17 protein-coding genes are annotated in these 17,603 nt (G+C 60.7%); 7 read left to right on the top strand and 10 right to left on the bottom strand.

Annotated features, from left to right (window positions below; genetic code table 11):
* Window positions 1-128 precede the first annotated feature (128 nt).
* Window positions 129-1,025, top strand: coding sequence for a 4-hydroxy-tetrahydrodipicolinate synthase (gene dapA / locus JIN84_RS16405; protein WP_234043546.1), 897 nt, complete (start codon window positions 129-131; stop codon window positions 1,023-1,025).
* A 20-nt stretch (window positions 1,026-1,045) separates the two neighbouring features.
* Window positions 1,046-2,116, top strand: a complete 1,071-nt coding sequence (locus JIN84_RS16400; RefSeq protein ID WP_200352152.1) for a pyridoxal-phosphate-dependent aminotransferase family protein — start codon at window positions 1,046-1,048, stop codon at window positions 2,114-2,116.
* A gap of 78 nt (window positions 2,117-2,194) precedes the next feature.
* On the opposite strand, the gene JIN84_RS16395 is transcribed toward JIN84_RS16400, so the two are convergent.
* From JIN84_RS16395 to JIN84_RS16360, 8 genes are all read right to left on the bottom strand, one after another.
* On the bottom strand, window positions 2,195-2,608 hold the full coding sequence (locus JIN84_RS16395; RefSeq protein WP_200352151.1) for an OsmC family protein: 414 nt from the start codon (window positions 2,606-2,608) through the stop codon (window positions 2,195-2,197).
* A gap of 43 nt (window positions 2,609-2,651) precedes the next feature.
* The gene (locus JIN84_RS16390; protein ID WP_200352150.1) at window positions 2,652-5,228 is read right to left on the bottom strand and encodes an SUMF1/EgtB/PvdO family nonheme iron enzyme; all 2,577 of its coding nucleotides are present in this window, start codon (window positions 5,226-5,228) and stop codon (window positions 2,652-2,654) included.
* A complete protein-coding gene (locus tag JIN84_RS16385; protein WP_234043545.1) occupies window positions 5,218-5,865 on the bottom strand; it encodes a sigma-70 family RNA polymerase sigma factor in 648 nt (215 codons plus the stop codon). The genes JIN84_RS16390 and JIN84_RS16385 overlap by 11 nt, the downstream gene beginning before the upstream one ends.
* 158 nt (window positions 5,866-6,023) lie before the next feature.
* Window positions 6,024-7,337, bottom strand: a complete 1,314-nt coding sequence (gene chrA, locus JIN84_RS16380; protein WP_200352148.1) for a chromate efflux transporter — start codon at window positions 7,335-7,337, stop codon at window positions 6,024-6,026.
* 58 nt (window positions 7,338-7,395) lie between these two features.
* Complete coding sequence (locus tag JIN84_RS16375) at window positions 7,396-11,250, bottom strand: FtsK/SpoIIIE domain-containing protein (RefSeq protein ID WP_200352147.1); 3,855 nt, start codon at window positions 11,248-11,250, stop codon at window positions 7,396-7,398.
* Window positions 11,234-11,440: a hypothetical protein gene (locus tag JIN84_RS16370; protein WP_234043544.1), complete on the bottom strand. Its 207-nt coding sequence runs from the start codon at window positions 11,438-11,440 to the stop codon at window positions 11,234-11,236. Before JIN84_RS16370 ends, JIN84_RS16375 begins: the two co-directional genes overlap by 17 nt.
* Window positions 11,441-11,442: 2 nt before the next feature.
* Window positions 11,443-11,967 (bottom strand): hypothetical protein, encoded by a 525-nt coding sequence (locus JIN84_RS16365; protein ID WP_200352145.1) that lies wholly within the window; start codon window positions 11,965-11,967, stop codon window positions 11,443-11,445.
* 8 nt (window positions 11,968-11,975) lie between these two features.
* Entirely contained in the window at window positions 11,976-12,248 is a 273-nt protein-coding gene (locus JIN84_RS16360; RefSeq protein ID WP_200352144.1) for a WXG100 family type VII secretion target, read from the bottom strand.
* Between the two features lie 161 nt (window positions 12,249-12,409).
* Between JIN84_RS16360 and JIN84_RS16355 the strand changes: the two genes are divergently transcribed.
* The 4 genes from JIN84_RS16355 to lipB all read left to right on the top strand — a co-directional run bounded on the left by JIN84_RS16355 (window position 12,410) and on the right by lipB (window position 15,311).
* Complete coding sequence (locus JIN84_RS16355) at window positions 12,410-13,609, top strand: DEAD/DEAH box helicase (protein WP_200352143.1); 1,200 nt, start codon at window positions 12,410-12,412, stop codon at window positions 13,607-13,609.
* A gap of 30 nt (window positions 13,610-13,639) precedes the next feature.
* Window positions 13,640-13,858 (top strand): addiction module protein, encoded by a 219-nt coding sequence (locus JIN84_RS16350; RefSeq protein ID WP_200352142.1) that lies wholly within the window; start codon window positions 13,640-13,642, stop codon window positions 13,856-13,858.
* A gap of 323 nt (window positions 13,859-14,181) precedes the next feature.
* Entirely contained in the window at window positions 14,182-14,685 is a 504-nt protein-coding gene (gene ruvC, locus JIN84_RS16345) for a crossover junction endodeoxyribonuclease RuvC (RefSeq protein ID WP_200352141.1), read from the top strand.
* Window positions 14,686-14,687: 2 nt separating this feature from the next.
* Window positions 14,688-15,311: a lipoyl(octanoyl) transferase LipB gene (lipB, locus tag JIN84_RS16340; RefSeq protein WP_200352140.1), complete on the top strand. Its 624-nt coding sequence runs from the start codon at window positions 14,688-14,690 to the stop codon at window positions 15,309-15,311.
* A gap of 42 nt (window positions 15,312-15,353) precedes the next feature.
* Here lipB and JIN84_RS16335 read toward each other — a convergent pair whose 3' ends face one another.
* Complete coding sequence (locus tag JIN84_RS16335; RefSeq protein ID WP_200352139.1) at window positions 15,354-16,115, bottom strand: TetR/AcrR family transcriptional regulator; 762 nt, start codon at window positions 16,113-16,115, stop codon at window positions 15,354-15,356.
* 159 nt (window positions 16,116-16,274) lie between these two features.
* On the opposite strand from JIN84_RS16335, the gene JIN84_RS16330 reads away from it, so the two are divergent.
* Window positions 16,275-16,700, top strand: a complete 426-nt coding sequence (locus JIN84_RS16330) for a DUF5069 domain-containing protein (RefSeq protein ID WP_200352138.1) — start codon at window positions 16,275-16,277, stop codon at window positions 16,698-16,700.
* Between the two features lie 5 nt (window positions 16,701-16,705).
* Here JIN84_RS16330 and JIN84_RS16325 read toward each other — a convergent pair whose 3' ends face one another.
* A complete protein-coding gene (locus JIN84_RS16325; RefSeq protein WP_200352137.1) occupies window positions 16,706-17,599 on the bottom strand; it encodes a M56 family metallopeptidase in 894 nt (297 codons plus the stop codon).
* Between the last annotated feature and the right edge of the window lie 4 nt (window positions 17,600-17,603).

Genomic DNA, 17,603 nt, shown 5'->3' with positions numbered 1-17,603 from the left:
GCGATTTCCGAAGTAGTGGAACGCCGGTCAGCGCACATTCTCCGCGTCCGGTACCGGGATCCGGGGAAATTTTGTGAAATTTTCGCCATTCTTCAGCATCCGGCTTTGACCTCTCGCGAGGATGCTCCATGCTCCGCCCCGCCATGAGCTTTTCCGGAACCTACACCGCTCTTATCACCCCATTTCGCAACGGAGAAATCGACGTTCCGGCTTTCAAATCCCTGATCGACAGGCAGGTAGCCGCTGGAATCACCGGCATCGTTCCGGTTGGAACCACCGGTGAGTCCCCCACCCTGGACACGGACGAACACATCGAGGTCATCCGCCTTGCCGTGGAATTCGCCGACGGCCGCTGCGAGGTTCTCGCCGGCACGGGTGCCAACTCCACTTCCGAAGCCATCGAACTCACCGAGGCCGCCGAATCGCTGGGCGCCACCGGATCGCTCCAGGTCTGCCCTTATTACAACAAGCCCTCGCAGGAAGGCCTGTATCTCCATTTCAAGGCCATCGCCGAGTCCACGAATCTTCCCATCATGCTCTACAGCGTGCCGGGACGCTCCGGCATCGAGATTGCTCCGGAAACCGCCGCGCGTCTTGCGGCGGATTGCCCGACCATCGTCGCCATCAAGGAAGCCGGTGGATCGGTGGATCGCGTGAACCAGCTCGTGCAGGCGGTGCCGGCCGGCTTCGGCATCCTCAGCGGTGACGATCCCCTCACCCTGCCCTTCGTTTCCTGCGGTGCCACCGGCCTCGTCTCCGTCGCCTCGAACCTCATTCCCGAGGTCATCGTCAGCCTGGTGAACGCCTGCCTCGCCGGGAACTTCACCGAAGCGCTCGCGCTGCAGAAGCAATACTACCCGCTCATGCGCGGTCTGATGTCGCTCGATGTGAATCCGGTGCCGATCAAGTCCGCCGTCGCGCTCCAAGGCCACTGCCTGCCGGATCTGCGGCTGCCGCTCGCACCACTGTCAGCCGGCGCGCACGACCAGCTCGTCGCCCTGCTCAAGTCCTACAACCTGATCTGAAATTTTTCACCAAAACAACCATGCCTTCGCCCAAACTGTTCGCACCCGGCCCCATCGACGTTTCAAAGGAAACTTTCGCCGCCATGTCGCAGACCATGATCGGTCACCGCGGCAAGGATTTCGAGGAACTCTACGCCTCCACCCAGCCCGGTCTGCAGGAAATCTTCGGCACCGCCCGTCCCGTCTTCCTCTCCACCTCGTCGGCCTGGGGCGTGATGGAAGGAGCCTTGCGCAACCTTGCGAAGAAGAAGGTCCTCAGCCTCTGCTGCGGCGCGTTCTCCGACAAATGGCTCGACGTCGCGAAAAAATGCGGCTTCGAGGCGGACTCGGTGCAAGTGGAATGGGGTCAGGAGATCGATCCCGAGGCCGTACGCGCCAAGCTTGCGGAAGGCGGATTCGACACCGTCACCCTGATCCATTCGGAAACCTCCACCGGAGTCCTCAACGATCTCGCGGGCATTTCCAAAGTGGTGAAATCGTTCCCCGACACGATGCTCATCGTGGACACGGTTTCCTCGCTTTCCACCGTGCCGGTCGACATGGACGCCAACCAGATCGACGTCATGCTCGCGGGTGTCCAGAAGGCGCTCGCACTGCCACCCGGCCTCGCCGTCTTCGCCGTTTCCGAAGCGGGCATGGAGCGCGCCAAAGGAAACCCGAACCGCGGCTACTATTTCGATTTCGTCGAATTTGCCAAGAACGCGGCGGTCAACAACACACCTTCCACACCCTCGATCTCCATCATTTTCGGATTGCAATACATCCTCGGCGAAATCGCCAAGGAAGGATTCGCCGCCCGTCAGGAGCGCCATGCGAAGACCAACGCGATGATCCACGCGTGGGGCGCGAGACACGGATTCGAACACTTCGCTCCGGAAGGCCGCCGCTCCACCGCGCTGACCTGCTTCAAGACTCCCGAAAGCTTCGACCTCTCCGGCTTCATCAAGAATCTCAAGACGAGGCACAACTTCCTCATCAACGGCGGTTACGGAAAAATCAAGGGCACCACCTTCCGCATCTCCAACATGGGCAACGAAACCGAAGCGACCATGCAGGAGCTCATCGATGCGATGGACGACGTGCTGGGCTGAATCCACTTATCTGAAAAATGGGCTGCCCGATAGCGGGCAGCCCGTCTTTTTTCGCCGACAGATACGGTCCGAATTACCTCAGTCCGCCAGCCAGAACCAGTTCATCACCACCTCGATGTCCGGGTGGATGCTATGATGCACGGGGCATCCCTTGGCGGCGCTTTCCAGGATCTTCCTCTCCGGGTGCGATTCCGGAAGCGGAATCCTCAAATCGAGTTCCAGACGCTTCACACGACGCGGCAGGTCGTCGGACATGAATTTCCTCACGTCCACCGTCATGCCTTCCACGGCGATCTCCTTGCGTTTGGCAACGATGCCGATGACGGTGGCCATGCAGGAGCCGAGGGCCGTGGCGAGGAGATCGGTCGGGGAAAAAGCCTGGCCGAGTCCGTTGTTGTCGAGCGGGGCGTCGGTGACCAGGGTGTTGCCGGAAGGAACGTGGGTGGCGCTGCTGTGGAGCGAGCCTTCGTAAACGAGTTTGATTTCAACCATGATTCTGAAGTGGTGGGAATTTTAGACGGAAAGGAAAGAGGCGTCACTCAACCTTCGGTGGCGGCACCTTGGCAAGCACGACACGGAAGCCATAGATGACGTCCTGGAAGATGGGTGGCACGGCATTCCTCGAGCCGGTGAAGAGATTCTCCTGTTGATAGGTGTTCCACCCCCCGCCCCGCAGGACTCCGAGGAGATCTTTGCCGAGCTTCGAATATTCATCCTCGACCCATTCCTGGACATTGCCGCCGAGGTCGTGGATGCCGTAAATGTTCGCGGGAAAAGAACCGACGGGCGCCGTGTAGGCGAAGCCGTCGTTGTATCCCTGGATGGTGCGGTCGATCGAGACGCCCGGTGTGGAGGCGGTGGTGACGTCCGCGAAATTCCCAACCACCTCGCCGCTGCTCGGATCAGAGACGCCCCATGGATAGACACGTTGTTTCCGCGCATCCCGCCAACCGGGACTGATGCCTTCCTCTTCCTGCAAGCCCGCCATCAGGCTCCACTCCAGGTCGGTCGGCAGGCGGTAAAGGCGTGTCTGCTCGATGCGTTCGTCATTGCGTTCCCGGTTGGTCAGCCACACGCAGAATTCCTCGGCATCCTTGCGGGAAATGTTCACCACCGGGTGGTCCGGCGTCTGGACGAAACCGGCGGGACGGGCCGCCTCGCGATTGGTTTCCTTGACGAACAGATCATAGTCACGCACCCGGGTTTCCCAGATCGAAACCATCAGATCGAGTCCGACGGGAACGAAACGCATGCCGATGCCATTTTCCCAAGGTTTGCCGAAGACGACACCACGGCTTTTCTCCAGGGTGACGCTTTTGGTGATTTTCTCACCCTCGCCGACCTTGAGGTCGAGCACGAGCGGCTTGTATCCTTCGCGCACGAGGAAGAGCTGCCAATCACCTGGCTTAACCTTGGGGATGGGCAAGGGGGTGTTGCTGACATACCCCATGGACACCCGGTCCGCAGGAGCCGACACAGGGTTCATGTAAACCTCGACGCCCATGGGCTCCGTGGAGATGGTGATTTCTCCGTAGTTGATGGGACGGACCTGGATGCGGAATGGCTTGAGGCCGTCACGCCGGGCGCGTTCGCTGAGATCGGCGTTCGCGAACGATGTCTCCACGATCGGCCTGACCTCGTGATCGTCGGTGAGAAAGCCGGCCCTGTAGCCGCCGTCGCGGAACCACAGGCAGAACTCGTTCGCCATCTTCCCGGTCACGAGTGCGACTTCCGTCGGGAGGCCGTTCTGGGAAAGCTTCAAAAACTCGGCCGTATCCGCGGGGAGTTTGGTCGCCTCGGCGAACTGGTTCCAGACATCCCGGGTCAGAAAGCCGGAACTCTCATGGGTGTCGCCCACGGGGATATAGAGATTGCCAAGGTGGTCCGTCCATTTCCCGCCCACCAGCGGCGGTGAGAAATTTTCCAAGGTGACATTGAGCGGGAATGGCTCGGTGAGAACCGTCTTCGGCACCTTGCCCTGCAGCGTCACGTGGCGGAACCCGCTTTTCTTGAGTGTGAAAAAATAGTCGTCGCCCACGTGGACGTCGATGAAGCTGGTTGGAGTGGTGCCCAGAGAGACATTGTTGACATCAAGCACCTCCGCACCCTCCGGCGAACTCCCGACACGGAGCTTGCCCATTTCCTCGGCGACCACCGCGGGAGGAGCCATCAGGGATCTCACCCACTCGCCGTCCTTCAGCATTTCCCAGCTCGCCCAGCCGACGAACCCGGCGAGCACGAGCGTGGTCATCCACACGGCGAGTCCGCTCTGGCGGCGGCGCTTGCCACGCTGGAGCCGGCGGAGCGCCTCGGCCAGGTCGGCGGCGCTGGAGATCTTCCGCTTGGAAATGCGGGGCTCGCAGATATCACAAATGATCTTGTTCAGCTCCAGCCACCGCTTGCGATCGGCGCCGGTCGGCATCTCATCCGGCAGTTCCGGAAATGCCAGCCGATCCTTTCCGGTGGCGATTTCATACAAGACCTTGCCGAGACTGTAGACATCCGCCTGCGCGGAACCAGGCCCCTCGGGCGGAACGAATCCTTCCGTGCCGACGAAGGTGCGCTGCCCCCGTGTCGCCACCAACCCGATGTCAGCAAGCTTGGCACGGCCGTTGACGAAGATGACGTTCGATGGTTTCACGTCGCGGTGGGCCAGCCCCCGCTCGTGCAAGTGGTCGAGCGCTTCCGCGAGGCGCAGGCCCACATCGATGCAGACGTTCGTATCCCACTGCACCCCCGAAGCCTGATGCGTGTCCGCCCGGAGCGTGCGGGGTTCGTATTCGATGGGATTGATCTCCTGGCCCGTCGTCATGTCGTCGCCGAGTTCCATCACATAGTAATAGAACGAAACGCCGTCCGTGCTCCTGCCGACGTGCAGGATGTTCACCAATGCCGGGTGGTCCCGCGACATGGGTTCGAACTTCAAAATCCCCTCAAACTCGCGTTCGAAACCGCGCGAATCCTCGAAATCCTCGCGCCACACGACTTTCACGGCGCGCAAGGCCCCGGTCACGCCGCGCGCCAGCCATACCTCGCCATAAGCTCCGCCACCGATCTTGCGCAGAACCTCGTGATCGGGGATCGTGGGATTCGGGCGGATTTTAATCGGCATCGTCTTCGTCTTCGAGCTTGGCGAGTTCGCGCTTGAGCACTGCACCCACGCGATGCTTCGCCAAATAAACCTGGGCCATGCTCACATTGAGCTGGTCCTGAACGCGTTTCGCGTCCCACTGCTTGATCACATAGCAATCGAAAATCTGATACTGCTTCGGAGAAACCTGGGACTTCACACGTGAAAGAGCGGCGTCGGCCACGTTTTTTTTCCATTCAACATTCCACAGACGGGACAAAACGTCACCATTCGGATCTTCCACGCGGTCGATGACGGCGGTTTTCCGATCATTTTCCCACTCGCCGGTGATCATCGCGGTGTCCTTCTTGCGCTTGCGGAACTGGTCGTTGATGCGCCAGCGCGTCATGTTCATCAGCCAGGTTTTGAAAGAGCCCTGCTCGGGATCGTAGAGCTTCTTCTTGCTCTGCTTGGCGATGGACAGGATCGTTTCCTGCACGCAGTCAAACGCCTCGTCCTGCCTGAGCCCCGCCTTCACCGCCACCGAATAAATTAAGCGCCAATAGGTTTGATAAAATTCATCCCATGTCCGCTGGTCCTCCCAGTTGTCCAGTTTCGCGATCAGGCTCTTGCGTGTTTTCGCGTAGCCCTGCACCAAGATCGCGTCACGCTCATCCATTTTTTGATCCTCACCCTCAGACATTGGGAACTCTTTACCTTATTCGGCCGCCGCTGTCTTTCACCGATTCGACTTTTTCACAAGGCATTCAAGGCAGAGCCACTAGCCGAATGGTAAATTTTCACGAATAATCGTCGGAAACGAAATACTCCCGGATCTCAGGACACTGGCAGGCAATTCCACAAAACCCCCAGCAAGGCGCATGTTCCCAAAGTCGGAATCACTCCGATCTTGAATCGCTCCATCGCCAGCCAAGCCGCTATAGTGACCACGGCCACGAAAAAGTCGAAGCGACCGCCCTCCGGAAGCAGGGCGTGCCATGCGAACCAGATCGCCAGATTGAGGATCACCCCGACCACCGCCGCCGTGATCGCAGTCAGGGCGGAGGACAATCCGGGACGCGCCCTCAGTCCCTCGACATGCGGCGCTCCGAGGAAGACAAACAGGAAACACGGCAGAAAGGTCACCCAGGTGGTGATCAAGGCCCCCAAGGTCGCCGCCAGCAACGGAGGAAGATCCCCCGGATGCTGCCATGCCGCGACGAATCCGACGAACTGCAGCACCATGATCAACGGCCCCGGCGTCGTTTCCGCCAGACCAAGCCCCGCCATCATCTGCCGCTGGGTCAGCCAGCCGAATTTCTCCACCGTCATCTGCGACACGTAAGGCAGCACCGCATACGCCCCGCCGACGGTGACAAGCGCCGCCTTGCTGAAAAACAGCCCTTGTTGAAAATGGATGCCTTTCCAACCGAAAAGCAAACCGAGCGCGATCACCGGAACCCACCACAGCGTCAGGCAGATTCCCGAAATCAGCAACGTCCGCGCCACGCCCGCCCGCGGAGCCGGAGGCAGCACCACGGCGGGCAAACTCCCCTCGCCCGTATTTCCGTGGCCATTGCCGGTCGGAAATTGCTTGGGGAGGAATTTCCCCCCGGCGAAGCCGATGCAGCCAGCCGCGAGGATGATGATCACGAAGGAGATCTTGTAGTGAAAGATCGCCACGAACGAAAGGCCGGCCAATGCCCATAGTACCGGCGACTTCAGAGCCTTCGAGCCGATCCGCTTCACCGCGGAGAAGACGATCGCGATCACCGCCGCCATCAGTCCGTGGAAAATCCCGTTCACCCAGCCGATATCGCCACCTTCCATGTAAAGCCAGCTCAGCCCCAACAGAATGAATACCGACGGCAGAACAAAAAGCACACCGGCCGCGATTCCGCCGCGCGCGCCATGCAGCCGCCAGCCGAGATAGGTGGCGAGCTGTTGCGCCTCCGGTCCCGGCAGCAGCATGCAGAAATTCAGGGCATGCAGGAAATGATCTTCGGAAAGCCACCGCCGCCGCTCGACGATCTCCTTGTGCATGATCGCCACCTGCCCGGCCGGTCCGCCGAAGCTGATCCAGCCGAGCTTCCACCAGAAGCGGAGCGCTTCACGGAAACCGGGGACGTCTGGCGGTGTGGCTTCGCTCATCGCCTCGTTCTAACTGTCCGGCAACCGACGGGCAAGCCAACCAACGCAACATCATCCGTCATGATTCATCCCCGGCCAGCCACTCGTCATCCGGCATCGCATAGGGTCTGAAGGTTTCCAACGTGCCGTGGTGCTCGTTGTGGAAAAGGGCCCGATGCAGGCCGAGCGTCGCCGCGGCGGGGGAATCGATGAGGTTCGAGGAATCACCCGCGCTCATCTGGAACAACACCCGCATTTCAAACTCCGCCAGCAGTTTTCTTGGTATCCAGCGGCTCACGTTGTTCCAGGTATCGATTGAAGCCAGGACATGCATGCCCACGGCCCCCCCCTCCCCCAACAAGTTCGCGAGAGCTTGTGCCGGAGTGACTGCGGAGTCCTCATCCATCGAAAAGCGGAACTCGTCATCAGGTCGAAGTGATTTGAAACGCTGCAGATCGTGAATGATGAGAAACACCTCCGGTGCCGCCCGGCCGGACGAGGGTGCGCGGGCTTCCAGCTCGGACGCCAATTCTCCGAGCAGCGAGGGGATCTCCGCCAGACCGCCGATACGGATTTTTTGAGAAAGCCCTGAGGCGATTTTTTGGAAACACCCGCCGGATCCATTATCATACGCATGGGGATCAAGCACCACGAACTCCACCTGCCCTGCCGGGTACTGTGCGGCGAGCGCCACGATGCTGATGGCGAGCAAGGACAATGCCCGCTCCGACGACTGGCCGACGGCCAGCAGGTGGCTGCCGCTCTGGCGCTGGAAGACGGCTTCCGTCGGCCCCTTGATGGAATTGGGAGCACCGAGCCAGCTCCGGGCTTTCACCGGGCGGGCGGTTGGCGTGTTGGTCCGCAGTTCCTTGATCGTCTGATTGGCCCGGATGTCCGCCGGAGCATTCCCCTCGAAAACCAGCGGGATCTGCGGCACCCGGCCATCCTTTCTCGCGAGCGCGTTCACCTGGTCCAGCACGGCGTCCCGTTCGTCTTCCGGCAACCAGACGATCTGGAACGGACTGTTCGCCGCCAACGCCCCGGCCTGGTCGTTGTAGATTCCCTCGCCCGGACGGGTGAGCATCCTCGGTGCGGGATTGTCGTCATCCATGATGAGATGCGCGTCCGCCTCATTGCACTGGAGCGCGATGCGGATGACCATCTGTCCCAGCGTAGCGCGGGCAAGCGTGTAGGCTCCGCCCAACGTTTGGGAACCGAGGATGACGTGGATGCCGAAGGCCCGGCCCTGCCGGACGATGCGGTCCAGGAGAAGGGACGCCTCCTGGGCCACCGCATCGTCTTCGGTGAAGAATTCCTGGAATTCGTCGATCAACAACAGGCTCCGGGGCATCGGTTCATGGCCGGGAGCGCGCTTGTAGCCGGCCAGATCCTGTGCCCCGGCCTTGCGGAAAAGCTCTCCACGGTGCTTCAGCTCCGCATCGATGCGCTGGAGCACGCTGAGCGCGAACGCACGGTCGCTCTCGATGGCGATGACGCGCGCGTGCGGCAGCTGCTTCTCGGCGTAGCATTTGAATTCCACGCCTTTTTTGAAATCGATGAGATAGAACTCCACCTCCTCCGGGCTGCTCCACAGCGCGAGGTTCGTAATAATGACGTGGAACAAAGTGGATTTTCCCGAGCCGGTCTTGCCCGCGACCAGAGCGTGCTGGCGGGTTCCCTTGCCGATGGCGAGCATCTGGAGCTTCTTCGCCCCCGTGCGGCCGATGGGGACGCGGAGTTCTTCAGTGGTCACCGATTTCCAGACCTCGCCAGCCGGGGGCGCGATGTGTGAAAACGGTACCTGCACCCGGTTCGAATCGATGCTCGCCTTGCCGATGCGGTGCACCAGCGTGACCGCGTCTTCCGCCGTCGGAGGCGGGTCGAACACCACCACATCCGCGCCATGTGGAGCGTCCGCCAGGTGGAACACACCGTCCTTCAAACCCACCCGAAGGCAGGCGCGGCGGAGTTCATGCTCCAGCGCCACATCGGCGAACGGCACGCGCATGTCCCGCTGGATGAGCAGATGCACGCCACAGCGCGGGCCGCTGGAAGCGATGGACAGCAACCGCCTGCAGGCCGTCTCACTGAACGCCGCAGGAAATCCCGCGATGACCAGGAAGCGCGACTTTTCAGCGATCGTTCCGGCTTGTTCATTGTATTCCGCGAGCGTGGCATACTCGTTGCGGAGATACATCTGGATGACCTTCTCGATGTGTTCGTTCAGTTCGGCCAGACGTTCCTCGATCTGCGTGCCCTGTGTCCAGATGCGGTGGTGGATGAGCGTTTCCTCATAGTCCGCGAGATGCATCAACCCGGCGAAGTCTTTGCCAAGCCCCACGGGATCGATGAAAACAAATGAAGCGCGCCCGGGAGGATGGGCGGCCAGCAGCCGCAGTGCGATGCCACCGAGGACCCGCGTCGCCTCGCCCGCCCCATCGCTTTCCAACAGCAGCGAACCGTGTTCCGGAAAGCCCAGTGAAAATGGGACACTGAGTTTCCCGGCATCCGGTAGTGCGAGACGGGCATCATGCGGCAACCCGCCCACGAATGTCGAAACGTCCACCGGCATGCCGCCGATCCGGACCGCATCCGGCGCATCGGCAGGAGGAGTCCAGTTTTCACAAACTCCTGTCGTCCATGCCGGGAACTGCGAATGCGATTTGTTTTCCAAGGCGACCAATGACGAATACGTCGGAATCACTTCCCTCGCCCACGGTTCCGACAGCGCGGAAATCTTCGCGTCCACATTCGCGTCGATCGCTTCGTTCAGCCGGGCTCTGGCGGACTCCGCCATACGAGTGCGTTCATCCGCATCGGACCGGGCCCGCACGAGCGCCTGCTCATATGCGGCGGCGATCTTCGCCAGCCTGCGGACGTGGAGTTTCTCAGCCATAGCCGGAAGCCTGGCGAACTGGCGTTCGAGTTTTTGCTGTCCCTCGGCAAGGCGGGCTTTCCACTCGGTATCGGATTCACGGAAGGTCTCGCTGAGATTCTTGCCCTCCGCCTCATGCTCTTCATGGATCTCGGTCTCCAGTGCGGCAAGCCGTGCCGCGGACTCTTTTTCCGCGGAAACCTCCAAAGCACCCGCGGCGTTCAGAGACGCCGCCGCCCGCCGGATGGTGGCGAGCGAGGTGAGCAAGCCGATCAACCAGAGCGTGATCACCACCACAGCGGAAATCACAAGTGACGGCATGACAGGGCCGAATCCCGCCGCGCCCGGACGCATGGCATACCAGACATGCATGCCGGCGATCACCGCCAGAAGCAGGCTCATGGGCACGTAGCGGAAAAATTTCGGCAGGGGCAGCCCGCGCGCCGCTTCCAGCGCGTTCCGGGAATCCGCCAGCTTGTCCAACGCGCCTTGCCGCAGCCGGTCCGGAACTCCGGATTCCCCCTCTCCAGATCTGCTGTGGAAGCGGCTCTCCAGCAGAGGCCGGTAGCTGCGAAACGCGGCGAGCACGGATTTCCTCAGCTCGCGACGGATTGTCCGGTCCTCGTCCAGCAACTTTTGAAATGACAGGTGCGCTTCTTTGGCTTCCGCGAGTTCCTGCTCGCGGGCCTGCCTGTTGCGCATGATGGTGCCATGCACCTGGCCGATTCGGCGGTCCTTCGCGCCTTGCGTTTTGTCTGACAACGACGAGCGGCCGGCATGGTAGGCGGTTTGGATCCGCAGCTTGCGTGTTTCGTATGCCGCATCCTCCAGTTCGAGGTCGTGCGTCCGTTGGGACGCGAGTTCCCGCAACCGGGACTCGGCCTTTCCGGCGTCACCCTCCTCACGCCGGATGATCTCCCGGCGCACGGTGGTATGGCGTTCCGCCCGGTTCCTGATCAGTTCCCGCTCGCTTTCCGTCACGGCGGCGATGGCGGATTCAAGGAGCCCGAGCTGCGCCCGCACGGCACCAAAGGCGATGGATTCACTCGCAGTCTGCATGAACTTTCTCTAACAATTTATCGAGTTCGTCGATGACGCGGAGCGCGGAATTCACACTCGTCATCAGCTCTTCAAGATACAATTCCTCGAACTCCCGGGCCTTGCGGTCCCGCCACGAGAAACGGGTCTCTTCCCAGCGGGCCTGAAGATTGCGTGTGGCCAGCGTGAGCAGGCCCTTGCTGCCGGACATGCTCATGGTCCACCTCCTTGTTCGGGCGGAGCCGGGGCGGAAGACGGCGCCGGAGCGGCTTTCTCGGCATAGGCCTGAAGGGCCTTGATCGACTCGCCCAAAGAATGCACTCCCTTCGGCAGTTGCTGGCCGACGAGGAAGAACATGGGATCCAACTGGCGCAGCAGGGGCGTGGCCCGGTTTTCGAACGTCTGCCGCCACTTCTTGAGCACGCGCAGCTTCTCCTCCGCATCCTCGACTTTCCGGCGTGCCTTGAGCACCGCCATTTTCTGAAACGCGTTGCTGGCCTGGGGATTTGTCAGATTCGCGCTGTAGAGCTCCTCTTCGGCCTGATGGAGGTTCTTGGTCCACAATTTCATCTGCCCTCCCCAGTATTGCGTGCGGTCGGTATCCAGCCATGTCCGTGTCCGGCGGACGTCGCCCTCCATGTCCTCCAGAGCGACGCGCGCCTTGGCGATGTATTGGATCAGATCCGCCCGGAACGCTTCGAGCGCGTCAATGGAGGAAATCTGGACTTGGTCGGACATCGGGGGATTCAGCGCTGGTCGAGGTACTGCTGGATGCGTTCCGCCTTGCGCAGGAGGTAGGGGGTGTGCCGGTCGGAGAGCTCCAGAAATGATTTCAATGTCTTCATGAGCTGGATGAACTCGGCGGAGAATTTTTCCTGTTCCTGATCCTGCCAGGTGTCGCCAAGCGCGGTGAAGCGGGCCATCAGCGAGCCGGTTCGCTCGCGCAGGTCGCCGTTGAAGCGCTTCAGCTCCGCGGCGAAACGCCGGACTTCCTCGGGGTCGATGATGGCCTGTGACATGGGATTCGGGGAGGTTGACCTTCTCCATGAATAACAGACCTTTTCGCGCATGGTGCCAACCGCATTTTCCATTCCTTTACAATTTTCGGGCCGATGCGTGATTTTTCACGTGAGAATCGCATCTTGACCCGGAAGGCGCGGCCCATTACCTAGGCCGCCGCATGGGATTTGACACACTTGGGCTCTCCGCAGCCGTTCTGGAAGCCATCGAGCAATCCGGTTACACCACACCTACACCGATTCAGGCGCAGGCGATTCCGATTATTCTCGAGGGGAAAGACGTCATCGGCGCGTCCCAGACGGGAACCGGCAAGACGGCGGCGTTCGCGCTGCCCTCCCTTTCCAAAGTGGAAAAGATGGGAAAACCGCAGATTCTCGTGCTCGAACCCACGCGCGAACTGGCCCACCAGGTCGCCGAACAATTTGAAAAATACGGCAAGCACACCGGCATGAAGGTCGCCCTGCTCTACGGCGGCGTCGGCCTTGGAGCCCAGTCAGAAGCGCTCGCCGCCGGTGCCGATATCGTCGTCGCCACCCCGGGCCGCCTCGTGGACCATTTCTACCGCACCACGATGCGTTTCGGTGAGATCAAGGTGCTGATCCTGGACGAGGTGGACCGCATGCTGGACATGGGATTCCTCCCGCAGGTGCGGAAAATCGTCAATCTCTGCCCGTGGGAAGGCCGCCAGACGCTGTTTTTCTCGGCCACCATGCCACCGGCCATCCAGACCTTCGCCCAGTGGTGCCTCACGGATCCCCAGAGCATCGAGATCGCCCGCACCTCCATCCCGACGAGCGTCACCCACGCGTTCTACCCCGTGGCCATGGACCAGCGGGACGAGCTGCTGCTCGACCTCCTCAAACAGACCGAATACCACTCGGTCATGATCTTCACCCGCACCCGCAAGGAAGCGGACCAGCTCACCCAGCTCATCAAGTCCACCGGCCAGCCGAAGGTCGCCGCCATGCACTCGGACATCAACCAGGTGGACCGCATGAAAGCCCTCGCAGGATTCAAGGCCGGAGACTACGAGATCCTCGTCGCCACCGATGTGGCCGCCCGCGGCATTGACATTTCCGGCGTCTCCCACGTCATCAACTACCGCGTCCCGGAAAATGCCGAGGACTACGTCCACCGCATCGGCCGGACCGGCCGCGCGTCCGCCGAGGGCGACGCGTTCACCATTCTCACCGCGGACGAACTGGATTACGCGAAGTCCGTGGAAATTTTCATCGATAAGGAAATCCCGCGCCGGAAGTTGGAAAACTTCAACTACATCTACACCGCGCTGCTCGACGATTCCCCGATCAAGCCAGTCCGCCGCAAGAAGGTCGGCGGCGGTGGGAAAAAGAGACGTTGATTTTCAGCCTGGTTCGGGTAGGAATCAAGCATGGCAGTGACCTTGGATTTGGGACGAATGACCACCTCGGAGAAACTGAGGCTCATGGAAAATCTCTGGCATGATCTGTCAAACGGCGAGAATGATGTCCCATCCCCGGACTGGCACGGCGAAGTGCTTGCGGAGAGGACCCGCCTGATTTCGTCCGGTGAGGAAACCTACCTCGATTGGGAAATGGCCAAAAAACTACTCCGTGACGAGTTACGGTGAGGATTTCGATTCAGCCCTCCGCCCTTGCCGATCTGAGGAGCGGATTCCATTTCTACGAATCCCGGGAAAGCGGACTTGGAGACTGCTTTTTGGAAACGCTCTATTCAGAGATTGATTCGCTCCAATTGTATGGGGGCATCCATGCGATACATTTCGGAAGCTTCCACCGCCTCCTTTCGAAGCGTTTTCCCTATGGCATCTACTACAGCGTTTCCGCAGATTCCATATTTGTGAACGCTGTTTTAGACCTGCGTCGCAATCCGGAATGGATCACCCGGACACTCGATGACCTGGCCTGACCCGGATTTCTCAAACAATATCCCATGCGCATCCTCTCCATCGATCCCGCCGTCCGCAACACCGGCTACGCCGTGCTTGAGGGGGATCCGCGCAAGCCGACGGTGCTCGCCTTCGACGTCATTTCCATCCCGAAAGCCATCGCCCAATCCGCCGCGTTGTCGGCGATCCGCACTCATCTGGTGAACATCATCACGAAGTTCCAACCGGACGAGATCGCCGTCGAGGGGATCATCTATGTCCAATCCCACCAGACCGCCATCTCCATGGGAGCCGCGCGCGCCGCAGCCCTCATCGCCGCCGCCGACCACGGGCTCAAGGTTTACGAATATTCTCCGAAAAAGGTGAAGATGGCCGTGGTCGGCAATGGCAACGCCGATAAGAAACAGGTCGCCTTCATGGTCCGCGCCATTCTCGGTCTTTCCGAAACCCCGCCAGCGGACGCGGCGGACGCCCTCGCCATTGGAATGGCCCACCTGCAGGCTTCCGATCCGCTCAAAGCAAAACTCCTCGAACGCCGCCTCGTCTGATCATGTTAGAAATCATCCACCTCCCCGCCCCCATCGGATACGAAGACGGCCTCCGCCTTCAGGAGACCCAGGTCGCCTCCATCCTCGACGGCTCGGGCCGGGACACGATCTTCCTTCTGGAGCACGAGCCCGTTTACACCATCGGGCGCCTGCGCGACCAATCATCTCTGCGGAACCCGAACTCGCTCCCCTACCCCGTCCACGAAATCAACCGCGGCGGCCAAGCCACCTTCCACGGCCCCGGACAGCTCGTCGGCTATCCCATTCTCGATCTCACCTCGCGCGGCAAGGACCTGCACGAGCACCTGCGCAAGCTGGAGGACGCTCTCATCCGGGCTTGCCACCGGTTCGGAGTCGATGCGGGACGACGCGAGGGATTGACCGGAGTCTGGGTGGAAAACCGCAAGCTCGCCTCCATCGGCGTGGGAGTCAGGAAATGGATCAGCATGCACGGCTTCGCCATCAACATCACAAAGGAAAGCCTCCCGCCGTTCTTCGCCATCACCCCTTGTGGAATCGATGGCGTGAGCATGAGTTGCCTGGCCGACGAGGCTGGTCGGGAAATCACCGTCGCTGAAGCGGCTGTGGCGATCGAAAAGGAGTTGCGCGCGCTGTTCGACGCGTAGCGGTCGGGAGCCCTCCCTCCGGAGCTCCCCCTCCGGCATCGCTCAAAAATTGAACATCCCTTGTGAGTCGTCGACTTCCTCTTCGATCTCTTCCTCGATTTCCGGCACAGACTCCGCCACCGGTTCGGCCGGTTCACCCTTGGTCACCCCAGCTTTCTGGGTCCCCTCGCGCAATCCCGCGGCGGCGAAACGGATGAAGCGGCTGAGAGTGACCTCCATCGACGGCGCCCCCGAGACACCTCCGCTCACGCGCGAAAGGATTTCCTGATGCGTCAGCATGTGGATCATGCCGCCGATGACAAAATGAATGCGCCACGCGAGCTCCTCCATCGGCACGGTGGGCAGGGCTTTCGCAAACGCCTTGCTGAACCGTTCACCGGACTGGCGGAATTGCTCCTCGACCTGAAGCGGCAGGCCATTGCCCTGCTCCGCGCAGATCCGGCCCGTCAGCTTGTAAAACAAACGTTCGGCGAGTTCGGATTTCTTCACCTGTCCGACAAGCGGGCGCACCAGCGCGTCGATGATCTCCTCCAATGGAATGGCTTTTTTCCCCCATTGTTTCTCAAGCGTGTTAAGGCGCTCGATCCGCTCCTCGGTGACCGGCGTCATGTAGCGCATCATGACAAGGGCCACCAGATTGTCGCGGCTGCCGAAATGGTAATTCACCGCGGCGACGTTCGTTTTCGCGTATTGGGTGATGTCGCGGACGGAAACGGCTTCGAATCCTTTTTCGGCAAACAGCAGCTCGGCGGCATCAAGCAATTTCCTTTTGGATCCGGACTCGGGAATGGTCATTTCACGCATGGGCGGTGCCGACTCAAGCGGATGAAACAGCGATGTCAAACGAACGATTCAATCATTCCCGAACACACCGCCTTTTCCCCTATGGAATAAGGATTGTCAGAAGATCGGGAGGCCGGTTATCCTTCAGTCCACAATTCAGCAAACTTAACCATTTTCCCAATGAGTTTCCCCATCCGCAGCCCCCGCCACCAGACCGGCGGCATCGTCGTTCTCGCCCGCGTCATTGACAAGATCCGGCTGAATGCCGAAGGGAAATTGCCGGAAGGTTACCACGTCGGAATCGTCCCGGGCAACCGCACCTTCGATGACCGCCTGTGCAAGTTCCTCGGAGTGGACTTTGAAGCGCTGAGCGGACGCGTGCTCGAGGGCGGCAGCGACGACGAGATATTGGACTGGTGTTTCAAACACGGACAACAGCCCAGCGCCGAGCAGATCGAGGTCTGGAACGCATTCCTCACCAAACGCGGTTGGCGTGATCCGGCGACAACCGGTTTCGAGAAATCCAAGGCCGAGGCCGGATTCGCCGACCGTGACGACATCCAGACCTTCTTCGACGTCATGGACGCGGAAGAAGGACACGCGTGATTGGTTCAGTTTCCGCCCGGAAAAGGATTCGCCGACCATCTCAGTTCGACCTCGTCTGAAGTCACCGGGGATGCTTCAGGCGCGGCGGTGAAAATTGCGAGGCCACCCGCGACGATCACCGCAAGTGCCACCAGGGTGAAAATGCCAGCCGCCCCGAGTTGCCGGCGGGGTATCATCAGCCGTCGGACCCGATCTTCCAATGAGGAGGACGTGGACATCGAAAGCGCGAGCTTTCCCGATGCCCGCTTCTCCGCGAAATCACACAGAAGATGCGCGTAATCCTTGGCAGGAACACCATTTTTCAACACCGCCGCATCGCACGCCACCTCGCATTGCATCGTCAGCCTCCGGGCGATCCAGCCCACGAGCGGATTCCCTCCATTGACAGCACAGGAGATTTCAGCAATCCAGCGCCACAGCGGATCACGCCGGGTATGATGCGCCATTTCGTGTTCCAGTACCATCCGTCGGCAATCATCCGACCACCCGTCCCAAGCTTCCGGAACGAACACCACCGGACGAAACACCCCCGCAGCCACTGGTCCGCGCAGGCCATCGAGCCGCCGGATCTCCACTCCATCCTGCCGGCTGATGAGCACCGAGCGTCGCCGCCACCGCGAAATCTCCCACGCCGCGACCACCAGTTGCACCGACTTGATCAAAAACCCTCCCGCCCACAGCGAGAACAGCAGCTTCATCCACGGGAACCCCGCCTCACCACCACCTGCGGATACCTCCAACGGAACACTGTATTTCGGCAGCAAAAGCCACAACACGGGAAAAACCGCCAGCAATCCCAGCACAAGCACGGTAAGCCTCGGATCCCGTGCCTGATCCCGCCTACCGGTGGCAAACACCAACAGCGCGGCAATGGTGGAGAAGCTGAGAATCGCTATCATGATC

It is taken from the genome of Luteolibacter yonseiensis (assembly GCF_016595465.1).
Classification (GTDB): domain Bacteria; phylum Verrucomicrobiota; class Verrucomicrobiia; order Verrucomicrobiales; family Akkermansiaceae; genus Luteolibacter; species Luteolibacter yonseiensis.
The sequence above is the reverse complement of the archived record's forward strand: the minus strand, read 5'-3'. Positions and strand labels throughout refer to the sequence as shown.

Bases quoted from the DNA above. Each gene is read 5' to 3' on its own strand.
- dapA (WP_234043546.1), top strand. From the start codon at position 129: ATGCTCCGCCCCGCCATGAGCTTTTCCGGAACCTACACCGCTCTTATC.
- JIN84_RS16400 (WP_200352152.1), top strand. From the start codon at position 1,046: ATGCCTTCGCCCAAACTGTTCGCACCCGGCCCCATCGACGTTTCAAAG.
- JIN84_RS16395 (WP_200352151.1), bottom strand. From the start codon at position 2,608: ATGGTTGAAATCAAACTCGTTTACGAAGGCTCGCTCCACAGCAGCGCC.
- JIN84_RS16390 (WP_200352150.1), bottom strand. From the start codon at position 5,228: ATGCCGATTAAAATCCGCCCGAATCCCACGATCCCCGATCACGAGGTT.
- JIN84_RS16385 (WP_234043545.1), bottom strand. From the start codon at position 5,865: ATGGATGAGCGTGACGCGATCTTGGTGCAGGGCTACGCGAAAACACGC.
- chrA (WP_200352148.1), bottom strand. From the start codon at position 7,337: ATGAGCGAAGCCACACCGCCAGACGTCCCCGGTTTCCGTGAAGCGCTC.
- JIN84_RS16375 (WP_200352147.1), bottom strand. From the start codon at position 11,250: ATGCAGACTGCGAGTGAATCCATCGCCTTTGGTGCCGTGCGGGCGCAG.
- JIN84_RS16370 (WP_234043544.1), bottom strand. From the start codon at position 11,440: ATGTCCGGCAGCAAGGGCCTGCTCACGCTGGCCACACGCAATCTTCAG.
- JIN84_RS16365 (WP_200352145.1), bottom strand. From the start codon at position 11,967: ATGTCCGACCAAGTCCAGATTTCCTCCATTGACGCGCTCGAAGCGTTC.
- JIN84_RS16360 (WP_200352144.1), bottom strand. From the start codon at position 12,248: ATGTCACAGGCCATCATCGACCCCGAGGAAGTCCGGCGTTTCGCCGCG.
- JIN84_RS16355 (WP_200352143.1), top strand. From the start codon at position 12,410: ATGGGATTTGACACACTTGGGCTCTCCGCAGCCGTTCTGGAAGCCATC.
- JIN84_RS16350 (WP_200352142.1), top strand. From the start codon at position 13,640: ATGGCAGTGACCTTGGATTTGGGACGAATGACCACCTCGGAGAAACTG.
- ruvC (WP_200352141.1), top strand. From the start codon at position 14,182: ATGCGCATCCTCTCCATCGATCCCGCCGTCCGCAACACCGGCTACGCC.
- lipB (WP_200352140.1), top strand. From the start codon at position 14,688: ATGTTAGAAATCATCCACCTCCCCGCCCCCATCGGATACGAAGACGGC.
- JIN84_RS16335 (WP_200352139.1), bottom strand. From the start codon at position 16,115: ATGCGTGAAATGACCATTCCCGAGTCCGGATCCAAAAGGAAATTGCTT.
- JIN84_RS16330 (WP_200352138.1), top strand. From the start codon at position 16,275: ATGAGTTTCCCCATCCGCAGCCCCCGCCACCAGACCGGCGGCATCGTC.
- JIN84_RS16325 (WP_200352137.1), bottom strand. From the start codon at position 17,599: ATGATAGCGATTCTCAGCTTCTCCACCATTGCCGCGCTGTTGGTGTTT.